The organism is Gordonia araii NBRC 100433, from assembly GCF_000241265.1.
Taxonomy (GTDB): domain Bacteria; phylum Actinomycetota; class Actinomycetes; order Mycobacteriales; family Mycobacteriaceae; genus Gordonia; species Gordonia araii.
In genome coordinates this window covers 38,015-56,671 of the sequence record NZ_BAEE01000012.1, presented here as the reverse complement: position 1 = coordinate 56,671, position 18,657 = coordinate 38,015, and the positions used below count along the sequence as shown (strand labels likewise).

Genomic DNA, 18,657 nt, shown 5'->3' with positions numbered 1-18,657 from the left:
GGGTGCCCAGTCGGCGTGGGTGAGGTGCCCACTCGGCGAGTTTCTGATCAGAACCAGGTCGCCGGCCGGACGTAGTTGGCCAGGTCGACGAGCTGGAAGCGGTGGGCGCGGTTGGTGCGGGTCTCACGCGCCAGGTCGCGCAGGGATTGTTCGGTGCCGGTGCGCAGCCCGTACTCGGTGAAGGGGTAGCCGAGCAGGTCGGGCAGGCCTTCGGACGGTTCGTTCGCCAGCACCCAGCCGAGCGCCGTCCCCAGCACGATCAGCTTGATGCGCGGCTTGCGCGGCTCGGCGTCGGGAATCTTCTCCAGCCGGTCGGCGGCTTCGACGATCTCGGAGTGGGTCACCTGCGAGACGGGCCGGCCGTGGACCAGCGCCATGACCGCCGTCTCGCGCGCTGTGTTGTAGTGGCGGCTCGTCGGCGGTACCTCGTCGAGGCCGACGATAGCCTTGGCGACCTCGCCGTAGGCCAGATGGATACGGGCCAGGCCGAAGGCCGCGGTGATGATGGCGTGGTCGGTGAACCACAGATCCTGGTAGTGGTGCCTGGCGATCTCGTACCACTGCCGAACCTGCGGATCGAGATCGCCACCCGTCCCGGTGTCCGCGGATTCTCCCGCCAGCCACCGGCCGATGAGTTCGGCGGTGCCCGCGACGGCGAGCTTCGGCCCGATCTCGCCCGGCATCGCCTCCAGCGTCTCGTTGAACCGCTCGTAGGCCAGTTCGGGTTCGTCGTTGCGCAGCGCGCAGATACCCAGGTACCACTCGATGCGCCAGTTGTGCCCGTGATGCTGATCCGCGCCGCGCAGTACGCCCAGCGCGGTGTCGACGTCGTCGAGTTCGAGATAGGCGCGCGCTTCGGCGAGCTCGATCTCCAGCGAGGCGCGCGGCGGCGCGTAGTCGGTGTCGTTGGCCGAGACCAGGTCGGCGCGGTGGGCGCTGATGGAGTCCAGGATCTGGCGCGGGTCCGACAGCGCCGCCGAACTCAGCACCCGGGCGGCGGGGTCGGCCGGGTCGATGAGCGGAACGGGCAACGCGGCCGCGATGTCCGCCGGGTCGTAGAAGGACGCCTGGTCCGGGTCGAAGAAGGCGTCGACCGGGCCGAGGAGCAGTTCGGTGCCGAAGGTGGAGCGCGGCGGGGTGAACACCGTCGACATCGCGGGGCGGGGGACACCAGTGTGAACGGCGACGGTTTCGCGCAGCACGTTGAGGACCTGCGTCGTCATCTCCGCGGTGCTTGCGAAGCGCTCGTCGGGATTGGTCGCGGTGGCGCGGGCCAGCAGCAAGTGGAAGGACGGGTTCTCGGCGAACAGCGGAACGTCGTCGACGTCGGGCAGTCCGGGCAGGTATTGCCCGCCCTCCATCGGCATGTCGACGGTCAGCACTGCCAGGGTGCGCCCGATGCTGTAGATGTCGGTGGCGACCTGGGGGCCGGTTTCGATGATCTCCGGCGCCTGGAACCCCGGTGTGCCGTAGAGCCGTCCGTGGCCGCCGATCGGTGCCACGGCGCCCAGGTCGATCAGCGTCACGTCCGAGGCGCTGACCATGATGTTGTCCGGTTTCACATCGTTGTAGACCAGCCCAACCGAGTGCAGGTAGCCGACGGCGGGCAACACCTCCAACAGGTAGGCCATCGCCTGCTCGGGTGAGAGCAGCGTCGGTGTCATCGACCCTTCCGGTGGGGCCGTCAGCTGTTTGAGGGTCTTGCCGCCGATGTACTCCATGACGATGTAGCCGATGGTGCGGTCGTCGTGGAGTCCGTGTTCGACGAAGTTGTAGATCTTGACGATGCCGGGGTGACTGACCGACGCCAGGAACTGTCGCTCGGCGACGGCGACGGCCTGCGCCGCCGAATCGCCGGAGTTGAGCAACCCCTTGAGGACGACGGGCCGATCCGACACGTTCCGGTCGGTGGCGACGTAGATCCACCCCATCCCCCCGTGAGCGATGGCACCGAGGATCTCGTACTGATCGGCCACGACGGTTCCGGGCTCGAGACCGGGGACGAACGAATAGCGCACCCCGCAGTTGGGGCACTCGCCCGTCATCGGACCGGCGTGCGGTCCGGACTCGCGGGCCAGCGGTGTCCCGCAGTTCCAGCACTTGCGCTTGCGTTCGGGGATCTGCGGATCGACCAGGATGGCGTCGGCCGGTTCGGTGTCGACGATGCGCGGCAGGTCGACGAGCTCGCTGCCCAACCGGCGGTCGTGGACGCGGGGGGCGCCGCGCTCGGGGACCAGGACCCGACCGCGGGGAACGGGAAAGGTGGTCCGGGGCACGACCGACGACCGCGAGGTGCCCGCCGGTTCGGTGGCCGCCGAGGTGTCCGGGCCGACGAGGAGATCCGGGGCGAGCGCCTGGGTCCCGGTGTCGGCCTGGTCGAACGGCGTCGCCTGGGTTTCGAGTGGTTCGTCCTCGTGGGAGGGCTGTGCGTCGTCGGCCATGGCTAATCCCGGTACGTGGGTCGGGGGAGGGCGGCGGTGGATCCGAGCATCGAGAGCCATTCGTCGGCGATCGCGCGCCACCGGCCGCTGGCCATCAGGTCGACCAGCACGGCGTTGACGAAGCGCACCAATCCGTCGCGCCCCTTGGCGATGCCGATGCCGTAGTACTCCTCGCCGAGGCTGGGGCCCACCAACTGCAGCCAGGGGTCCTGGGCGGCCAGGCCCGCCAGGATCGCGTCATCGGTGGACACGGCGTCGACGCCGGACTGCTGAAGCAGCACCAGGCAGTCGGCCCACGTCGACGTCTCCACGAGCGTCGCCGTTGGCACGATCTGGCGCAGCCGCAGCGCAGACGTCGCACCGGTCGCGACGCAGACGCGTTTGCCCGCCAAGTCCTCGGCCTGGCTGATCTTGGAACTGTTCACCGCCAAGATCCGCTGTGCGGCAACGTAATACGGGGAGGAGAAATCGACGTGCCTGCGGCGTTCGCAGGTGATGCTCATCGTCTTGACGACCAGGTCGACCTCGCGGTTGCGCAGGGCATCGACCCGGTCGGCCGACCTCATCACGCGGAACTCGATCCGGTTGGGGTCGTCGAAGATGGCCCGGCTGATCTCGCGGGCGATGTCGACGTCGAACCCGCGCAGGTCACCGGAGAGCGGGTCGCGGAAGCTGAACGGATTCGATCCGGTGTCGATGCCGACGATGAGGCGCCCGCTGGCGGCGATCTCGGCCATCGGGGTCCGGGGCGGCATCTGTCCGCGCGGCGGCAGCGGGATCGGTCTGAGGCTCGCCAGGCGATTGCAGTTGTCCGTGTCGGACTCCGGCGAGGTCGGGGCGCCGGGCCGCTGCGTCACCATCCCCGGTGGTGTGGGGGTGTTCGCCGTGGTCAGCGGGGGCGGGCTGTCGGGGGCGGTGAACCGGACGCACCCCGTCGCGGTCAGCGCGACGAGGACCAGTGCGGCGCGGACCCGGGTTCTCATCGATACTCCCGCACGCGGTCGTACAGGCCGAGGGGAATCGCGACGGCGGCAATCAAGGAGAGTGCCGCGATGCCGGAGCTGCTGAACGCCAGAAAGCGCCCGGCGGTGTAGATGTTGTCGCGGAAGGTGCTGCGGGCCTTGGTGATCGACCGGACGATCGCGTCATCGACCTTGGCGTAGTAGGTGGCGGCGCTGGCGGCGCCCGTACCGACGGTGAGATTGCGCGCGCCGAGATAGTCGCCGCTGGCGAGGCGCTTGCCGATCTCCCGGTCGGTGGTCTGCCAATCGACGAGTGCCACCCGGGCCGCGTTGATGTCGTCGATCGGCAGAGCTTTGCTCTTGCCGGACTCGTAGTCGGCGGAGAGCTGGTTGAGGACTTCTGCGACGCCCCGGGTGGCGTCGGTGAAGTTGTCGTTGAGAGCCGTCTGGTCCCGGCGCACCAGCGAGAGCGTCTGAGCGGACCTCGCCTGCTGCAGGCTGATCCGGGCCGACGTCAGCGCGTGCAGCGGGTCGGCACCGTCCTCCCTGGCGGTGTTGGTGGCCGCCGCCGACGTCAGACCGGCGATGAGCAGCCATAGGGTTCCCGCGGTGACGGCGACCAGGCTGACGAGGATGCCCATGTTCAATCGGCGTCGCGTCCGGCGATCCAGGAAACGGGACGCGGCGAGCAGCGCGCCGATCAGGAGGAACAACGTCGCGTACACGAGATAGGGCGGTCGGGTCAGCACCTGCTGGGGTTGGGCGATCGCCGAGGTGCGCTGCTCGTAGATCCGTTGCGCGGCAGGCAACAACGTTTCCTGCATCAGCCCGCTGGCCTCGTTGAGATAAGCCGAGCCGACAGGATTGCCCAGCCGGTTGTTCGCTCGCGCGGTCTCCACCAGGCCGGTGTAGACGGGCAGGTTGATCGTCAGGGCCACCAGGTCGGCGTGGACGGGATCGTCTTCGGTGCGCAGCGCCCCGCCGTCCTCGTCGGGGCTGTTGGCCGCGGTGACGAGCGCCGCCGAGGCGCTGGCGATGGCGTTCGAGTAACGCTTCCGCAGTTCGACGGGTTCGAGGCCGCCGGAGATGAACGCCGAGTTGGCCGATGCGTCGGCGATCGACAGCGAACTGAACAGCACCTGCGAGGACTCCGCGATCGGCTCAGCGCGCGAGATCAGTTGCTGCAGCGCGAGAATGCGGTTGTTCAGGGTCACCGAGGCGTACCAGCCGGTGGTCATGCAGCCGATCGTCAGGGCGATCGTGATGATGATGAGCTTGCCCGGCGTCGACGAGGCGAAGACGCGGAGGGCCGCGACCGGGGATTGGGCGCGTGCGCGCGCGGCCGCGACGAGTTCGCGGCGGTCGGTGAGTGCCCGTCGTAGTTGCGGACTGGTGGAGAGTTGTCCGGCGGCCTGGGCGATCGATTCCGGCGTCGACCGGGCCGCGCCGTCGCCGAGTCCACTGAAGCGCAGCCGTGCGGGTGATGCGTCGGATTTCACCGCATCATCTCCCGTGGGCCGGCCGATTGAACGTGCACCTACCAGGGTAGTCGGACCGCGGCCCGGACGCTGACGACACGCAATGGGATCGGCGCGCAAAGATTCTCGACCGGATGGTGCGGTCTCGCCTACGGTGGACGTGAGATCTGAGGTCGGGAGGCGCGCGTGCGCGGAGACGGTGACGGTTGGGTTTTCGACCCCGACGGTTCGCGGTATTGGGGTCGTCATGGAGCGGCCGGCCTCCTGCTGCGCGCACCGTTGCCCGACGGTGCGATCGGCGTGCTGTTGCAGCATCGCGCGGCATGGTCCCATCAGGGCGGCACGTGGGCCCTGCCCGGCGGCGCACGAGATTCACACGAGTCCGCCGTCGACACGGCGATCCGGGAAGCCGACGAGGAGGCCGGTATCGGCCATCACGAGATCGTCGTGCGGCTAGAGCTGGTCACCGCGGAGTCGGTCAGCGGATGGACTTACACGACGGTGATCGCCGACGTCGAAACGCCGGTCAGCACTGTCGCCAACGGGGAGTCGACCGAGTTGCGGTGGGTGGCGACCGGCGAGGTGGACCTGCTGCCGCTGCACCCGGGATTCGCTCGTAGCTGGCCGGAGCTGCGGGACCAGCTGGCCGCACTGGCCTACTGCCCACTCGGCGGAGGTGAGGTGCCCACTCGGCGAAGGTGAGGTGCCCACTCGGCGGAGGTGGGGTGCCCAGTCAGTGCGGCAGTAGGTTGGCGCCGGCGATCAGCGCGTTGCGGTTGGCCTCGTCGCCGTTGGCGCCGGAGCCGACGGCCCAGCGTTCGTCGTAGTCGTTGCCGCACAGCAGGATCGTGACGTACTCGTCGCCGTCGCGGCGCTGGTGCAGGCGGCGGATTTCGACACCGGCGCCCAGGTCGTAGAGCATCGACGTCAGGGCGCCCAGCTGGCCGGTGGCGCGGGCCTGGACCGAATGGTCGTGACCCTCGACGGCGATGGTGGCGCGGCAGTCCAGCCGGTCCCCGTCCGCGGGTGCGGCGGACCACGAGTTCAGCCGGATGGAGCCGGATGGGGCGAAGCGTTCAGCGAGTTCTTCGGTAGACATGGTGCGTGCCTCCTCGCGGATGCCGGTCGGAAGATCAGTGGTATGCGAGAAGAATGACGGGGCGAAGTTTCGGGTGTGCATCTGGAGTCTGCTCTCGGTCGATATGGGAAGTGACCGATGGGTGAATAGGCAACCCCCGCAGCGGGGGTCGGCCGGTGAGACCCCGCTACGGGCGAGTTACGAGCTTGATGTGCACGCAGCCAGAGTAGGCCCGTGACCCATGGGGTGCAAACGTGATTTCGGGAACACCCCTCGGGGCGGGGGAACGACGGCGGTTCGTCGGCGTCCGCGGACCTCACGTCCGGGACGTCGGCGGGTCCGGTGCCTCGGCGAACGCGATGGCGTTGCCATCCGGATCGGGGATATCGACGTGGCGTACGCCGTTGTCGTACGTCTCGACCGCCTCGTAGGCGATTCCTCGTGCGGTCAGGCCGTCGAGCAGTTCATCGAGCCCGCTCACGCCGAAGGTGACGCGTCCGGATCCGGCGTGTTCGGCGTTGGCTTCGATGAACAGCGTCGCGTGTTCGTCGACGTCCCATAGGATCTCGCCGCCGACGTGCAGGTCGGGGCCGCGGCCGAAGAATCGGGTGTACCAGTCGGTTCCGGCGGCCAGGTCGGAGACGGGGACGCCGGCGATCAGATGGGTGATCGATCCCATGTACCGATGCTGCCACAGTCGCGTGACGGCGCGTCAGCAGTCGAGTTGATCGGCGAGGTCGAGGAAGTCGGTCGCGTTGATGGTGAAGGCATCGTCGAATTCGGCGTCGGGGGAGCCGGCGGGGCCGAACTCCAGCGGCCGCGCGACGAAAGCGGTGGCGAGACCGAGTTCGGCGGCCGCACGCAGGTCGTACTTGTGGCAGGCGACCATCATGATCTCCGACGTCGGGACGTCCAGGTAGCGCGCCGCCGTCAGGTAGGCGCGCGGGTCGGGTTTGAATGCGCCGGCCATCTCGGCGGTGAACACGGCGTCGAACGGCAGCGCGGCGTGCTTGCAGATCCGGACGGCCGCCGCGACGTCGGCATTGGAGAGCGTCGCGGTGGTGTAGCGGCTGCGCAGTCGGGACAGACCCTGGATCGAGTCGGGCCACGGTTCCAGGCGCTGCCACGTCCTGCTGAGCGCCTCGCAGACGTCGTCGCCGGCCTGCAACCCCGCCTCGGCCAGCACTTCGTCGAGTGCCGCGCGGTAGATGGCGTGGACCGAGACCCAGCCGGCGTCGTCGACGGGCGCCTCGGGGCCGGTCTGCTCGAAGTATCCCGCTCGCCACCGCGTGAGGAGTTCGTCGTGATCGGCGTCGGGGAACGCCTCGCGCAGCCCGGCCACCACCGGGGTGTAGAAATCCGTGGCCGTTCCTTGGAGGTCGAAGAGGAGGGCGGACGGTCGTGGGCGGTCGGTCACATGGATCCCTTCGTCAGGCGGTGTGTTGACTACCATTCCCGACTCGCATCGCACTTCCTCACTCGGCCCCGTTGCCACCCGGACCGGGCACGACGGCCGGTCTCGGTGCTGGGCGGGATTCGTGCCTCCTGGGCGTGAACGGCGGTAGCTTGGGCGACATGCTCGACTCGGCGGAGTTGGTCGCCTTCGTTGCGTGCCGTGACCTGGAGGCCTCACACCGGTTCTACGGCGGCGTGCTCGGTCTGCGCCGCGTACATGCCTCGCCCGCGGCGAATGTCTACGACGTCGCCGGCCGGCAGCTTCGGGTGACCGAGGCGGCCGAGCCCGTGTCTGCCCCGTACACCGTCCTCGGGTGGAACGTCGAGGACATCGAGGCGACCGTTCGCGAACTTGCGGATGCCGGCGTCGAACTCCGTCGCTACGACGGATTCGACCAGGACGAGCACGCGATCTGGACGACCCCGGGTGGCACCCGCGTCGCATGGTTCGCCGATCCCGACGGCAATGTCCTGTCGGTGCAGCAACTCGGAGACGACGAACAGGCCGTCGGCTAGACCGGCTCGATCGGCACGAGTAGCGCCGGTCCGCGGTCGACTCGTTAGCGCTGGCATCTGTGAGTTCGTCGTTTTGTCAGAGGTCGGGGATAGTGTCGTATCTATCAACGAACAACAAGATGTTCGAGCGATGTTGACGCAGGTGAGGGGGTGAATCCGATGGGGGATCCGGACGGAACGGCGATCGGCGTCGAGTCCCGGCCGGTGGCGGGTTCGGCCGTCGATCTGCCCGAGTCGCCGCTGGAGCTGGTGCGGTTGGCGGATGCGGCGTTGGCGAAGGCGGCGTCGGCACCGCTGTCGGCGGTGACCGAGGACGGTCTGTTGGAGACCGCGCGGATCAGTGAGCGGTTGCGTCGGCGTCAGGTCGGGTTCGACGCTCAGCTGTTGACCGAAGTCAATGATCGTGGAGCACATGAGCGGGAGGGCTTCGTGCGGTTGTCCACCTGGTTGTCGCACGGGTTGCGGCTGGGCCGCTCGGAAGCGCGTCGCCGCTACGGGCAGGCGCAGAAGATCGCGAAGCTCACGGGCATGACCGGGCAGACGCTGCCGCCGGCACTGCCCGCCACGGCGGCCGCGGTGACCGCCGGGGATATCGGTCACCAGCACGTAGCGGTGATCATGGCGGTGATGCGCGAGCTGCCGCACTCGTTGCCGGCCGAGGTGAAGGAGTCCGCGGAGGCGGATCTGGCGGGTATGGCCGCGCAGCTGGCGCCGGGTGAACTCTCGCGAGCCGGCCGTCGGCTGGTCGAGTTGCTCGACCCGGACGGCCGCCTGACCGACGAGACCGATCGCCAGCGAGTTCGCAGCCTGTTCATCGGTATCCAAGATCGGCAGACGATGACCGATCTCACCGGCCGCCTGACTCCGGTGGTGCGGGCGAAATTCGAGCTGTTGTTGGCCAATTGGGCTGTGGCGGGCATGAACAATCCCGACGACCCGCAGGCGGAGCGGTTGTTCGGATCGGTCGAAGATGTCGCCGACACCGACGAGGCCCGCGAACGGCTCACGCGGGCCCGGCAGCGCGATCATCGCAGTATCGCCCAACGCAACCACGATGCGTTCGAGGCGTTTCTGGACTACGTGATCGGCCACGGCGGACTGGGCAAACCCAAGCGCATTCCGGGGCAGTTGGTGATCACGGCCAGCCTGGCCGAGATCAAGGCAGGCTGCGGCACCGCGCTGACCGCCACCGGATCGTTGGTGCCGATCGGCGACCTGGTGACTCTCGCCGCGCATCTGGACCCGTCGCTGGTCGTGTTCGCGGACCACACCCGTGACGTGTTGTATCAGGGGCGGGCTAAGCGATCGGCGACGCTGGCTCAGCGTTTGGCCCTGTTCGCGCGGGATCGCGGGTGTAGCGCACCCGACTGCGACGCTCCGCTCGTCGCCAGTCAGATGCATCATCTGCCCGACTGGGCCAAGGGCGGTGCCACCGATATCGACAAGCTCACGCCCGCCGACGGCCGGCACAACCGCGCCGTCGGTGACCGCGCGGGGCAGTGGGAAACCGCCTATCGGCGTCGCGGTCCCGACGCGGGGCGCGTGGTCTGGCGCCTGCGCTGCCGCGACGGAACTCTCAGTCGTCCCCGCATCAACGACACACACCATCCCGACGATCTCGCCCGGCGCGCCAGTTCGGTCAAACGACTCCGCCAACACCGGGGAGAGGCCGATCCCGATCCGCCCGATTGTCCGACCGACCACCCGCGAACCTGTGCTGGGCCAGCGGAGGCCGGCGCGGATTCTGCCGGCGCGGACAACGTTCGGCCTGCAGGGGAACAGCCGTCGCCCACCGAAACGCGAATCTGCAACCGGCTCGGCTACACAACACTTTGACCTGGACGAAAGGCCTCGGACCTCGGTCCTCGAATCGGAGCGCATCGGCGACCAGCACGGCGTCCGAACGCCTGGACGGTGCCGCCGCATGGGGTCGCTATACCCGTGGGATGACTGCCGTCTTCAAGGCCACGGCGGCCGCGGCAGGATCGGCGGCGTCGGTCAGCGCCCGCACGACGACGACCCGGCTCGCCCCGGCCTCGGCCACGTGCGGTGCCCGGTCCACGTCGATGCCGCCGATCGCGAACCACGGGCGGTTCGTCGGGAGCGATGCGGCGTGGCGGACGAGATCGAGGCCGGTGCCCGGGCGGCCGGGTTTGGTCGGAGTGGCCCAGCACGGGCCGACGCAGAAATAGTCGACATCGGGATTGGCCGAGGCAGCCGATGCCTGGTCGGGATCGTGCGTTGAGAGGCCGAGAATCACGTCGCCGCCGACCAGGCGCCGGGCGGTGGCTACGGGCAGATCATCCTGGCCGACGTGCAGGACATCGGCGTCGGCGGCGATGGCGATGTCGGCCCGATCGTTGACAGCGAGCAACGCCCCGGCGCGCGTGGTCAACGTCTTCAGGTCGGCCAGGATATTCAGCTCCAACCCGGCTTCCAGCGCACCGAACTCGCGCTCGCCCGGCGATCCTTTATCCCGCAACTGCACGATGTCGACGCCGCCGTCCAGTGCGGCGGCCACGAAGTCGAGCAGATCGCCGCGCTCCCGCCTCGCGTCGGTGCACAGATACAGCGACGATCGGGCCAAGCGTTCGCGACGATTCACGGGCTCCACGGTAGCGATAGGCTCACAACCGTGACTCCGACCCGCCCCGTACCCACGTTGGCGGTGGTCGGGGGCGGCATCATCGGCAGCATCTGCGCGCTCGCCGCCGCCGATGCGGGATGGCGCGTCGACATCTACGATGCCGGTCCGCAGAAGCGCGCGGCGCATGTCGCGGGGGGAATGCTCGGTTCGCTGGGCGAAGGCCACCCCGGCGAAGCGCCACTCCTCGCCCTGTCGGCGGAATCGACCGCGCGCTGGCCGCGGTGGATCGAACGCCTCGGTGACCCGGCCATCTGGTCGGCGCACGACTCGCTCTTCGTCGCCACCACGGCCGCCGACGGCGAGTACCTGCGGCAGCTGGCGCAGTTCGTCTGGGCCGAGCAGATCGGCGCCGACCGGCTCACGCCGCTGCGGGCACGGGAGATCCGCACCCAGGAGAACGCGCTGAGCACCCGCGTGCACAGCGGATACCTCGCCAGCGGTGAGGGAGCACTGGACAACCGTCGGCTGCTCGATGCCTTCCGTACCGAACTGACGGCCGCCGGTGTCGGTTGGCACCGCGGGCAGGTCGACGCACTGGGAGACCTCCCCGCCGATCAGGTGCTGGTCGCCGCCGGGATGGGCACCTCCGAGTTGCTCCCGGATGTCCACCTCACTCCGGCGAAGGGGGAGATTCTGCGGTTGCGCCGCAACCGCTTCTCGGTCCCGGTGCCGGCGAAAGTGGTTCGCGCGCGCGTCGAGGGACGCAACGTCTATCTGGTGCCGCGCTCGGACGGGCTGGTCGTCGGGGCCACGCAGTACGAGCCGGCATCGGCCGACGACCGAGACCCGCAAGCAGGCGGAGTGGCCGACCTTTTCGCCGACGCGATCGAGGTCATGCCCGGCCTGCGCACCTACGACCTCGTCGAGGCGGCCGCGGGGATCCGGCCGTGCTCGGCCGACGGCATGCCGATCGTCGAGCGCATCGACGACCGCACCCTCGTCGCGGCGGGGCACGGCCGCAACGGCATCGTGCTGGCGCCAGCCACAGCGGCGCGGATCGTCGAGCAACTGGCGCGCTAATCTGGACCCATGAGCGCTACCGGGACTTCGATCGCCATCACCGTCAACGGTGACGTCCGCGAACTCGCCGCCGGCACCACGGTCGCCGGCCTCGTCGACGACCTGGGATTGCCCGACCGGGGGATCGCCGTCGCGGTCGACGGATTCGTCGTGCCCAGCGGTAATTGGGCGACGACTGCGCTGCGCCCCGACGACAAGGTCGAGATCGTCACGGCGGTCCAGGGTGGCTGATCCGGCCGACCCGGCCGGCCCGTTGCGGATAGGCGCCACAGAGTTCTCCTCCCGCCTGATCATGGGCACCGGCGGGGCGACGAACCTCGCCGTCCTCGAGCGCGCCCTGATCGCGAGCGGTACCGAACTGACGACCGTCGCGATGCGCCGCGTCAGCGCCGACACGGGTACCGGTGTCATCGAGATGCTCCGCCGGCTCGACATCGCGGTCCTGCCCAACACCGCCGGCTGCCACACGACCGCCGAGGCGGTTCTGACCGCCCAGCTCGCACGCGAAGCCGTGCAGACCGATCTGGTCAAACTGGAGGTCGTCGCCGACGACAAGACTTTGCTGCCCGACCCGATTGAGACCCTCGACGCCGCGCAGGCGCTGGTCGCGGAGGGCTTCACCGTGCTGGCCTACACCAACGACGACCCGGTGCTCGCCCTGCGCCTGCAGGACGCCGGCGTCGCGGCGGTGATGCCGCTGGGCTCACCCATCGGCACCGGCCTGGGCATCCGCAACCCGCACAACATCGAACTCATCGTCTCGCGGGCCACGGTTCCGGTGGTTCTCGACGCGGGGATCGGCACCGCCTCCGACGCCGCGCTCGCGATGGAGGTCGGTTGCGACGCGGTTCTCCTGGCGACGGCGGTCACCCGGGCCGACAACCCCGAAAGCATGGCCACCGCGATGCGCCACGCGGTCGCCGCCGGTCACCTCGCCCGGCATGCCGGCCGGATCCCGCAACGGTTCTGGGCCCAGGCTTCCTCCCCGTCGAAGGACTAGTCCGAGGGCTCGCCGGCCAATCGATTCCAGAGGTAGCTGACGGGGACGCGGTACAGGGCGAACAGGAATGAGATCACCATGCCGAGGATCAGCCACTGGACGTTGCGCCGGGAGTCCAGCCGGGCCTGCTCCAGCAGCGCGGTGGGATAGCTCTTCTCGATGCAGTTGTAATCCATGCAGTACTGCGTGAACTCGCTCATGTGCGATTGCGCGTGAAAGGTCGACGGACCGGTTGCGACGAATCCCTCCGATCCGGCTTTGAGGGAAAAGGCTCCGTGGCCCCTCAAGTCGATATTGGACCGGATGCGCATCGCCGGATGCACTGCTTCCTTGACGGGGGTCTGCCAGCAATACGACGTTCGGAAATCCGCGACACAGGACTCGGTCATGCTTCGCCGAACCCACGAGACCATCGGGGCGTTGAACCTTCCCGAGAGCATCCCCTTCTGTATGCGAATGGCCGCGTTGTCTCTGGTGACACACGCGACGGTCGCGGGCTCGATGGCGCTGGGCGGCATGAGGCTGTCGGATACGTCGTTGACGAATCCGACGTCGAGATTGAACGGGTGGGAGGGCTCGAGCGGTGCCGGCGTCGTCGAGGTCTGGCGGGGTTTCACCGTGGAGGTGATCAGATTCCCCGCTTGCCGTATCTGCAGATTCTTGACCGTCTTTCCGAGTCCGGAGCCAAGGGCGTCCGGTTCGGCAGTCCAGTCGACCTTCGACTTCGAGTCGCAGGTCAGGTCGAAGGGTTCGCCCGACTTGTTGAATAGATAGAGCCGTACCTCGCTGGGCGAGAGTGCGTATTTGGTCGGGGACTTGCCCGCACTGCCCTTGTCCCTGTCGACGACGAACAGCTGCACGTACATCTTGAGATCGCCCGATCGCGACAGATTGAAGGTCACGTGCGGCTCGTGCTTGTACCCGTTGTACTGGGACCCGTCGGTCTCGACGAGCAAGCGCAGCTGATTCTCCTCGGATCCGACATTGTCGGTGAGGATGATCGGGGCGTAATAGGTGGCAGCACCCAGCGTCACGATCAACGCCGAAACGGCGCAGACAATGGGTTTGATCCACGCCTTCGACGACAAGCTGCGGGTTGCCCGGCGCACGACCCGTCCGCCGGATTCGGGTTCGGGTGAGCCGCGTACAGGCTGTCCGGGGGCCGTGAAGATGGTGAAACATACGGTGTCGTTGGTGGTGGTATCGCTCCCCGCGGCGGCTCCATGAGGGGAGGCTAGCAATCGTCGGAGCTAGGCCGTCATTTGCGGCTCGAGACCCTGTTTCGGCGTCTTCGTACCGCGGATCGACACCCCGGCCGTTTCGCGCAGGAAGTAGACCGCGATCATCCCGATGACACACGCGCCCATCATGTAGGCGGCCGGGAACAGGTGCCAGCCGGTGCCGCTCACGACAGCCTCGTTCACGAGCGGTGCCGTGCCGCCGAACATCGCCGTCGACACGTTGTAGGAGATCGCGAAGCCGGCGTAGCGCGCCTGAGTGGGGAACATCGCCGGGAAGGTCGCCGAGATGGTCGACAGCTGCGGAATGTAGAGAAGACCCAGCACGACGAAGCCCACGATCGCCCAGCCGAAGCCCTGGCCCATCAGCCAGTACATCGGCAGGGCGAAGACGAACAGCCCGATCAACGACCCCCACCACATCGGCTTGCGGCCGGTCCGGTCCGACAGCGCGCCGAAGAAGGGGATCGCCAGCATCATCAGCACCTGGCCGATGAGGACCACCTGGGATCCCGCCTCCTCGCTGAGACCGATGGTGTTCTTCAAATAGTCCGGCTGATAGGCGAGCAGGGTGTAGTTGCAGACGTTGAGCGCCACCACCATGCCGAACATGATGAGGATCGGCCGCCAGTACCGGACGACGGTCCGTCGCAGTGCCGCCCACATCGAGACGTTGACCCGGTCGCCGGCCTTCTCGCCGACCTCCGTGAACACCGGCGAGTCGTCGAGACGCGAGCGCAGGTACAAGCCGATGAGGCCGAGCGGCAAGGCGAGCAGGAACGGCAGACGCCAGCCCCACGTCGACATCTGCTCGTCGGACAGCATCAGGTTGAGCAGCAATACGATGGCCGTTCCCGAGGCGAACCCGGCCATGGTGCCGACCTCCAGGAAACTGCCGTAGCGGCCGCGCTTGGCGTCGGGGGAGTACTCGGCCATGAAGGTCGCTGCACCGCCGTATTCGCCGCCGGTCGAGAAGCCTTGCACGACGCGCAGCGCGATGAGCAGGACGGGAGCCCAGACGCCGATCGACGCGTGCGTTGGCAGGACGCCGATCAGCGCGGTGGCCACCGAGATCAGCAGGATGGTCAGGGCGAGTACGTGCTTGCGGCCGACCCGGTCGCCGATCGGGCCCCACACGAAACCGCCCAGCGGGCGAAGTACGAAGGACACGGCGAAGCCCAGCATCGTGCCGATGCTGCCCCACTCGCCGGGGAAGAAGGCCTGGGTCAGATAGGTGGTGGCCGCGGCGTAGACGCCGTAGTCGAACCATTCGGTGGCGTTGCCGATCGCCGAGGCACCGATGGCCCGGCGGACCGTGCGTGTCGACGGGACGGGGTGGGGCGCTGCGGTGGACGAATTGGCCATCTATGCCTATGTAACCCGACTTCTTGCGTCCTGGCTAGGAAGGGAGTAATCCGGAGGTGGGTCGGAATCGGGCAAAAAGGAGTTGCCATGAGATCCCTCCATTTGCGCCGTGCTGCGATCGCGGCAGCGGCGTTCGCGCTGGTCAGCGTGCCGCTGGTATCCCCGGCCACCGCGGCCGTTCCCTGTCCGAGCGCATCTTCTCGGGCGACGGTCGGCGCATCCGTGACCGCGCTCCGCGAGACCTGCAGCCAGGCCCAGTTCGATCGGCTGTTCGCGACCCTGCGGATCGGACCGCTGCCCCGTAACGTCGCGCTGCACGGGCAGGCCCGTCCGCTCGGCCCGCCGAATCCGGCCGCGACCTCCGCGATGGGACTGGTGTTCACCGGTAAGAACTTCCACCGCGGCTGGCTGATCAATCCGTTCGCCGGCACCGAGGTGCTTCCGGCCAACGTCTTCGTCGCGCGCTCGATCCGGGACGGGCGTGCGGTCATGCGCATCGACTACTCGCGCAGCGGCCTCGGGTTCGGACACGACGAGCTGCGGATGCTGCCCAACGGCGTCTGGCTCGGCCACGCCTACCTCAACAACGTGCGCCAGGTGAACTTCTGGATGTGGCGCTGACCGTCAAAATCGTCGTCTGACGCGGGCCTCGTGGACATAGTGACCACGACGGCCCGCTACGGCGACGAAGTTTGCGCGCCCAGTCGCCACAGCGGATTGACCGGCCCGTGCCCGGCACCCAGCGGATACGCCGCGGCCAGGCACCGCGTCACCCACGCCTTCGCGAAGCGCAGCGCCTCGGGCACCGAATAGCCGTGCGCGAGGGCCGCGGTGAGGCCGGCGGCCAGTGTGTCGCCGGCGCCATGGTCGTGCGGGGTGTCGATCCGCTCGTGGTCGAACTCGAGATACTCGTCGCCGTCGAAGAGCAGATCGGGACTGTGGTCGCTGGACCGCAGGTGACCACCCTTCACCAGCGCCCAGCGCGCGCCCAGATCGTGCAGGGCGCGCGCGGCCGCGCGCTGCGATGGGGCGTCGACCACGTCGATTCCGGTGATCAGCCGTACCTCGTCGAGGTTCGGTGTGACGACGGTGGCCTGCGGGATCAGCTTGCGGCGCACATCGTCGAGGGCCTCGTCGGCCAGCAGCGGGTCGCCGTGCATCGACGCGCAGACCGGGTCGACGACGAGCGGGGTGGGGCCGGCGCCGCCGATACCGAGGTCGGCGCAGGTTGCCACCACCGCCTCGATGATCGCGCTGGACGCGAGCATGCCCGTCTTGGCCGCATCGACCCCGATGTCGGTGACCACGCTGCGGATCTGGTCGCCGACGATCGCCGGATCGATCTCCTGATACCCGGAGACGCCACGGGAGTTCTGCACGGTGACCGCGGTGACCGCGACGCAGGCGTGCACGCCCATCAGGGCGAAGCTGCGCATGTCGGCCAGGATCCCGGCGCCGCCGCCGGAGTCCGATCCGGCGATCGTCAGCACCCGGACGGGCGTGGTGCCGTCGGGGACGGTCGGCAGCAGCGGCGGGTACTCGGTCAACGGCCGACCGTTTCGGTGATCGGCAGGTACACCTGATTGCCCTGCTCGACGAACTCCGCGGACTTGGCGGCCATCTCGGCGGCGATCTTCGCGTCGATGTCCTCGGCGGTCTCGAGCCCGTTCTCCGCCGCGTAGGCCCGCACGTCGGCGGAGATGCGCATCGAGCAGAACTTCGGCCCGCACATCGAGCAGAAGTGTGCGGTCTTGGCCGGCTCGGCCGGCATCGTCTCGTCGTGGAACTCGCGCGCCGTGTCCGGGTCGAGGGCCAGGTTGAACTGGTCGGTCCAGCGGAACTCGAAGCGCGCCTTGCTCAGCGCGTCGTCGCGCTCCTGCGCGCGCGGGTGCCCCTTGGCGAGGTCGGCGGAGTGGGCGGCGATCTTGTAGGTGATGACGCCGGTCTTCACGTCGTCGCGATTCGGCAGCCCCAAGTGCTCCTTGGGGGTGACGTAGCAGAGCATCGCGGTGCCGGCCTGGGCGATCATCGCGGCACCGATCGCCGACGTGATGTGGTCGTAGGCGGGTGCGATGTCGGTCGCGAGCGGGCCGAGCGTGTAGAACGGCGCCTCGTTGCACAGCTCTTCTTCCAGGCGGACGTTCTCGGCGATCTTGTGCATCGGCACGTGGCCGGGACCCTCGATCATGACCTGAACGCCGTGGCGCTGTGCGATCGCGGTCAACTCGCCGAGCGTGCGCAGCTCCGCGAACTGGGCTTCGTCGTTGGCGTCGGCGATCGACCCGGGGCGCAGCCCGTCGCCGAGGGAGAAGGTGATGTCGTAGCGCGCGAAGATCTCACAGAGTTCGTCGTAATGCGTGTAGAGGAAGGACTCCTCGTGGTGGGCGAGGCACCAGGCGGCCATGATCGACCCGCCGCGCGAGACGATGCCGGTCACCCGCTTGGCGGTCAGCGGCACATAGCGCAAGAGCACCCCGGCGTGCACGGTCATGTAGTCGACGCCCTGTTCGGCCTGTTCGAGCACCGTGTCGCGGTAGATCTCCCAGGTGAGCTTCGTCGGGTCGCCGTTGACCTTCTCCAGCGCCTGATAGATCGGCACCGTCCCGACCGGCACCGGCGAGTTGCGCATGATCCACTCGCGGGTCTGGTGGATGTCCTTGCCGGTGGACAGATCCATGATGGTGTCGGCGCCCCATCTGGTGGCCCACACCATCTTCTCCACTTCTTCGGCGATGGAACTCGACACGGCCGAGTTGCCGATGTTGGCGTTGATCTTCACCAGGAACTTCTTGCCGATGATCGTCGGTTCCAACTCGGGGTGGCGGTGGTTGGCCGGGATGACGGCTCGCCCGCGGGCGACCTCGCTGCGCACGAACTCGGCGTCGACGCCTTCGCGCGCTGCGATGAACCGCATCTCGTCGGTGACGATTCCGGCACGCGCCCATGCGAGCTGCGTAGCGGCACCGTGGCCGGCATCGGTCGGTGCGGCCGGCGGGCGGTCCCACGAGTCGCGGGTCTTGGCGAGACCGGCGTCGAGGTCGATCACGGCGGTGTCGTCGGTGTACGGCCCGGACGTGTCGTAGAGGTCGAGGTGTTCGCCGTTGGTGAGGTGAACGCGGCGCTGCGGGATGCGGAGGTGGCCGACATCCAGATACTGCTTGGTGCTGCCCTCGATGGGGCCGGTGGTGACGGTGGTGGCTGCTGATTCGGGCACACGTGTGCTCATGGTGGTCTCCCTACGCCGGCATTACCCGGACAGGTTCAGGCGGTCGGCGACCGCCTGTCGCCATCTCAGCCCTCGGTGCGTGAGAGCCCCCGCGGATATGGGGTTGTGCGCGGATTCCTCCGCAGGGCACAGCCTACGACAGTCACCGTCGAGTATCGGGTTGATGGCGAAGAAGTAATCACACTAGCCACATCAGTCACATTCTGTACGATGTGAGTCAAGTCACATATA

The 18,657-nt window shown here is 68.2% G+C and carries 18 protein-coding genes and 1 riboswitch; of the genes, 7 read left to right on the top strand and 11 right to left on the bottom strand.

The window, feature by feature from the left end; translation table 11 throughout:
- Positions 1-47: 47 nt before the first annotated feature.
- The 3 genes from GOARA_RS01895 to GOARA_RS01885 are packed head-to-tail and all read right to left on the bottom strand — an operon-like array spanning position 48 to position 4,902.
- Positions 48-2,441: a serine/threonine-protein kinase gene (locus tag GOARA_RS01895; protein ID WP_007320586.1), complete on the bottom strand. Its 2,394-nt coding sequence runs from the start codon at positions 2,439-2,441 to the stop codon at positions 48-50.
- 2 nt (positions 2,442-2,443) lie between these two features.
- Positions 2,444-3,424, bottom strand: a complete 981-nt coding sequence (locus GOARA_RS01890; RefSeq protein ID WP_007320585.1) for a glutamate ABC transporter substrate-binding protein — start codon at positions 3,422-3,424, stop codon at positions 2,444-2,446.
- Positions 3,421-4,902 (bottom strand): GlnX family signal transduction membrane protein, encoded by a 1,482-nt coding sequence (locus tag GOARA_RS01885; RefSeq protein ID WP_007320584.1) that lies wholly within the window; start codon positions 4,900-4,902, stop codon positions 3,421-3,423. The genes GOARA_RS01890 and GOARA_RS01885 overlap by 4 nt, the downstream gene beginning before the upstream one ends.
- 165 nt (positions 4,903-5,067) lie before the next feature.
- On the opposite strand from GOARA_RS01885, the gene GOARA_RS01880 reads away from it, so the two are divergent.
- Positions 5,068-5,583 (top strand): NUDIX hydrolase, encoded by a 516-nt coding sequence (locus GOARA_RS01880; protein WP_007320583.1) that lies wholly within the window; start codon positions 5,068-5,070, stop codon positions 5,581-5,583.
- Positions 5,584-5,614: 31 nt separating this feature from the next.
- Here GOARA_RS01880 and GOARA_RS01875 read toward each other — a convergent pair whose 3' ends face one another.
- The 3 genes from GOARA_RS01875 to GOARA_RS01865 form a co-directional block, all read right to left on the bottom strand.
- Positions 5,615-5,980 carry a hypothetical protein gene (locus tag GOARA_RS01875; RefSeq protein ID WP_040521444.1) on the bottom strand — a complete coding sequence of 122 codons (366 nt, stop codon included), beginning with the start codon at positions 5,978-5,980 and terminating at the stop codon, positions 5,615-5,617.
- A 295-nt stretch (positions 5,981-6,275) separates the two neighbouring features.
- On the bottom strand, positions 6,276-6,638 hold the full coding sequence (locus tag GOARA_RS01870; protein WP_007320581.1) for a VOC family protein: 363 nt from the start codon (positions 6,636-6,638) through the stop codon (positions 6,276-6,278).
- Between the two features lie 33 nt (positions 6,639-6,671).
- On the bottom strand, positions 6,672-7,412 hold the full coding sequence (locus tag GOARA_RS01865; RefSeq protein WP_050947124.1) for a haloacid dehalogenase type II: 741 nt from the start codon (positions 7,410-7,412) through the stop codon (positions 6,672-6,674).
- A 122-nt stretch (positions 7,413-7,534) separates the two neighbouring features.
- Between GOARA_RS01865 and GOARA_RS01860 the strand changes: the two genes are divergently transcribed.
- Complete coding sequence (locus GOARA_RS01860; RefSeq protein ID WP_040521423.1) at positions 7,535-7,930, top strand: VOC family protein; 396 nt, start codon at positions 7,535-7,537, stop codon at positions 7,928-7,930.
- A 159-nt stretch (positions 7,931-8,089) separates the two neighbouring features.
- Positions 8,090-9,766 (top strand): DUF222 domain-containing protein, encoded by a 1,677-nt coding sequence (locus GOARA_RS01855; protein ID WP_138947491.1) that lies wholly within the window; start codon positions 8,090-8,092, stop codon positions 9,764-9,766.
- Positions 9,767-9,863: 97 nt separating this feature from the next.
- On the opposite strand, the gene thiE is transcribed toward GOARA_RS01855, so the two are convergent.
- Positions 9,864-10,535 carry a thiamine phosphate synthase gene (thiE, locus tag GOARA_RS01850; RefSeq protein ID WP_040521422.1) on the bottom strand — a complete coding sequence of 224 codons (672 nt, stop codon included), beginning with the start codon at positions 10,533-10,535 and terminating at the stop codon, positions 9,864-9,866.
- A 30-nt stretch (positions 10,536-10,565) separates the two neighbouring features.
- Here thiE and thiO point away from each other — a divergent pair, with 30 nt between their 5' ends.
- The 3 genes from thiO to GOARA_RS01835 are packed head-to-tail and all read left to right on the top strand — an operon-like array spanning position 10,566 to position 12,597.
- A complete protein-coding gene (gene thiO / locus GOARA_RS01845; protein WP_007320576.1) occupies positions 10,566-11,597 on the top strand; it encodes a glycine oxidase ThiO in 1,032 nt (343 codons plus the stop codon).
- Between the two features lie 9 nt (positions 11,598-11,606).
- Positions 11,607-11,828, top strand: a complete 222-nt coding sequence (gene thiS, locus GOARA_RS01840) for a sulfur carrier protein ThiS (RefSeq protein ID WP_007320575.1) — start codon at positions 11,607-11,609, stop codon at positions 11,826-11,828.
- On the top strand, positions 11,821-12,597 hold the full coding sequence (locus tag GOARA_RS01835; RefSeq protein ID WP_007320574.1) for a thiazole synthase: 777 nt from the start codon (positions 11,821-11,823) through the stop codon (positions 12,595-12,597). Before thiS ends, GOARA_RS01835 begins: the two co-directional genes overlap by 8 nt.
- Here GOARA_RS01835 and GOARA_RS01830 read toward each other — a convergent pair.
- Complete coding sequence (locus GOARA_RS01830) at positions 12,594-13,706, bottom strand: hypothetical protein (RefSeq protein WP_138947489.1); 1,113 nt, start codon at positions 13,704-13,706, stop codon at positions 12,594-12,596. The two genes, GOARA_RS01835 and GOARA_RS01830, sit on opposite strands and share 4 nt — an antisense overlap.
- A 141-nt stretch (positions 13,707-13,847) precedes the next feature.
- A complete protein-coding gene (locus GOARA_RS01825; protein ID WP_007320572.1) occupies positions 13,848-15,200 on the bottom strand; it encodes an MFS transporter in 1,353 nt (450 codons plus the stop codon).
- Between the two features lie 87 nt (positions 15,201-15,287).
- Between GOARA_RS01825 and GOARA_RS01820 the strand changes: the two genes are divergently transcribed.
- Positions 15,288-15,821 (top strand): hypothetical protein, encoded by a 534-nt coding sequence (locus GOARA_RS01820; protein WP_007320571.1) that lies wholly within the window; start codon positions 15,288-15,290, stop codon positions 15,819-15,821.
- A gap of 56 nt (positions 15,822-15,877) precedes the next feature.
- Here GOARA_RS01820 and thiD read toward each other — a convergent pair whose 3' ends face one another.
- The gene (gene thiD, locus GOARA_RS01815; RefSeq protein WP_007320570.1) at positions 15,878-16,747 is read right to left on the bottom strand and encodes a bifunctional hydroxymethylpyrimidine kinase/phosphomethylpyrimidine kinase; all 870 of its coding nucleotides are present in this window, start codon (positions 16,745-16,747) and stop codon (positions 15,878-15,880) included.
- Positions 16,744-18,426: a phosphomethylpyrimidine synthase ThiC gene (gene thiC, locus GOARA_RS01810; protein WP_007320569.1), complete on the bottom strand. Its 1,683-nt coding sequence runs from the start codon at positions 18,424-18,426 to the stop codon at positions 16,744-16,746. Before thiC ends, thiD begins: the two co-directional genes overlap by 4 nt.
- Positions 18,417-18,529, bottom strand: a riboswitch (TPP riboswitch). Its footprint overlaps the gene before it by 10 nt.
- Between the last annotated feature and the right edge of the window lie 128 nt (positions 18,530-18,657).

Bases quoted from the DNA above. Each gene is read 5' to 3' on its own strand.
- GOARA_RS01895 (WP_007320586.1), bottom strand. From the start codon at position 2,441: ATGGCCGACGACGCACAGCCCTCCCACGAGGACGAACCACTCGAAACC.
- GOARA_RS01890 (WP_007320585.1), bottom strand. From the start codon at position 3,424: ATGAGAACCCGGGTCCGCGCCGCACTGGTCCTCGTCGCGCTGACCGCG.
- GOARA_RS01875 (WP_040521444.1), bottom strand. From the start codon at position 5,980: ATGTCTACCGAAGAACTCGCTGAACGCTTCGCCCCATCCGGCTCCATC.
- GOARA_RS01870 (WP_007320581.1), bottom strand. From the start codon at position 6,638: ATGGGATCGATCACCCATCTGATCGCCGGCGTCCCCGTCTCCGACCTG.
- GOARA_RS01865 (WP_050947124.1), bottom strand. From the start codon at position 7,412: ATGGTAGTCAACACACCGCCTGACGAAGGGATCCATGTGACCGACCGC.
- GOARA_RS01860 (WP_040521423.1), top strand. From the start codon at position 7,535: ATGCTCGACTCGGCGGAGTTGGTCGCCTTCGTTGCGTGCCGTGACCTG.
- GOARA_RS01855 (WP_138947491.1), top strand. From the start codon at position 8,090: ATGGGGGATCCGGACGGAACGGCGATCGGCGTCGAGTCCCGGCCGGTG.
- thiS (WP_007320575.1), top strand. From the start codon at position 11,607: ATGAGCGCTACCGGGACTTCGATCGCCATCACCGTCAACGGTGACGTC.
- GOARA_RS01825 (WP_007320572.1), bottom strand. From the start codon at position 15,200: ATGGCCAATTCGTCCACCGCAGCGCCCCACCCCGTCCCGTCGACACGC.
- GOARA_RS01820 (WP_007320571.1), top strand. From the start codon at position 15,288: ATGAGATCCCTCCATTTGCGCCGTGCTGCGATCGCGGCAGCGGCGTTC.
- thiC (WP_007320569.1), bottom strand. From the start codon at position 18,426: ATGAGCACACGTGTGCCCGAATCAGCAGCCACCACCGTCACCACCGGC.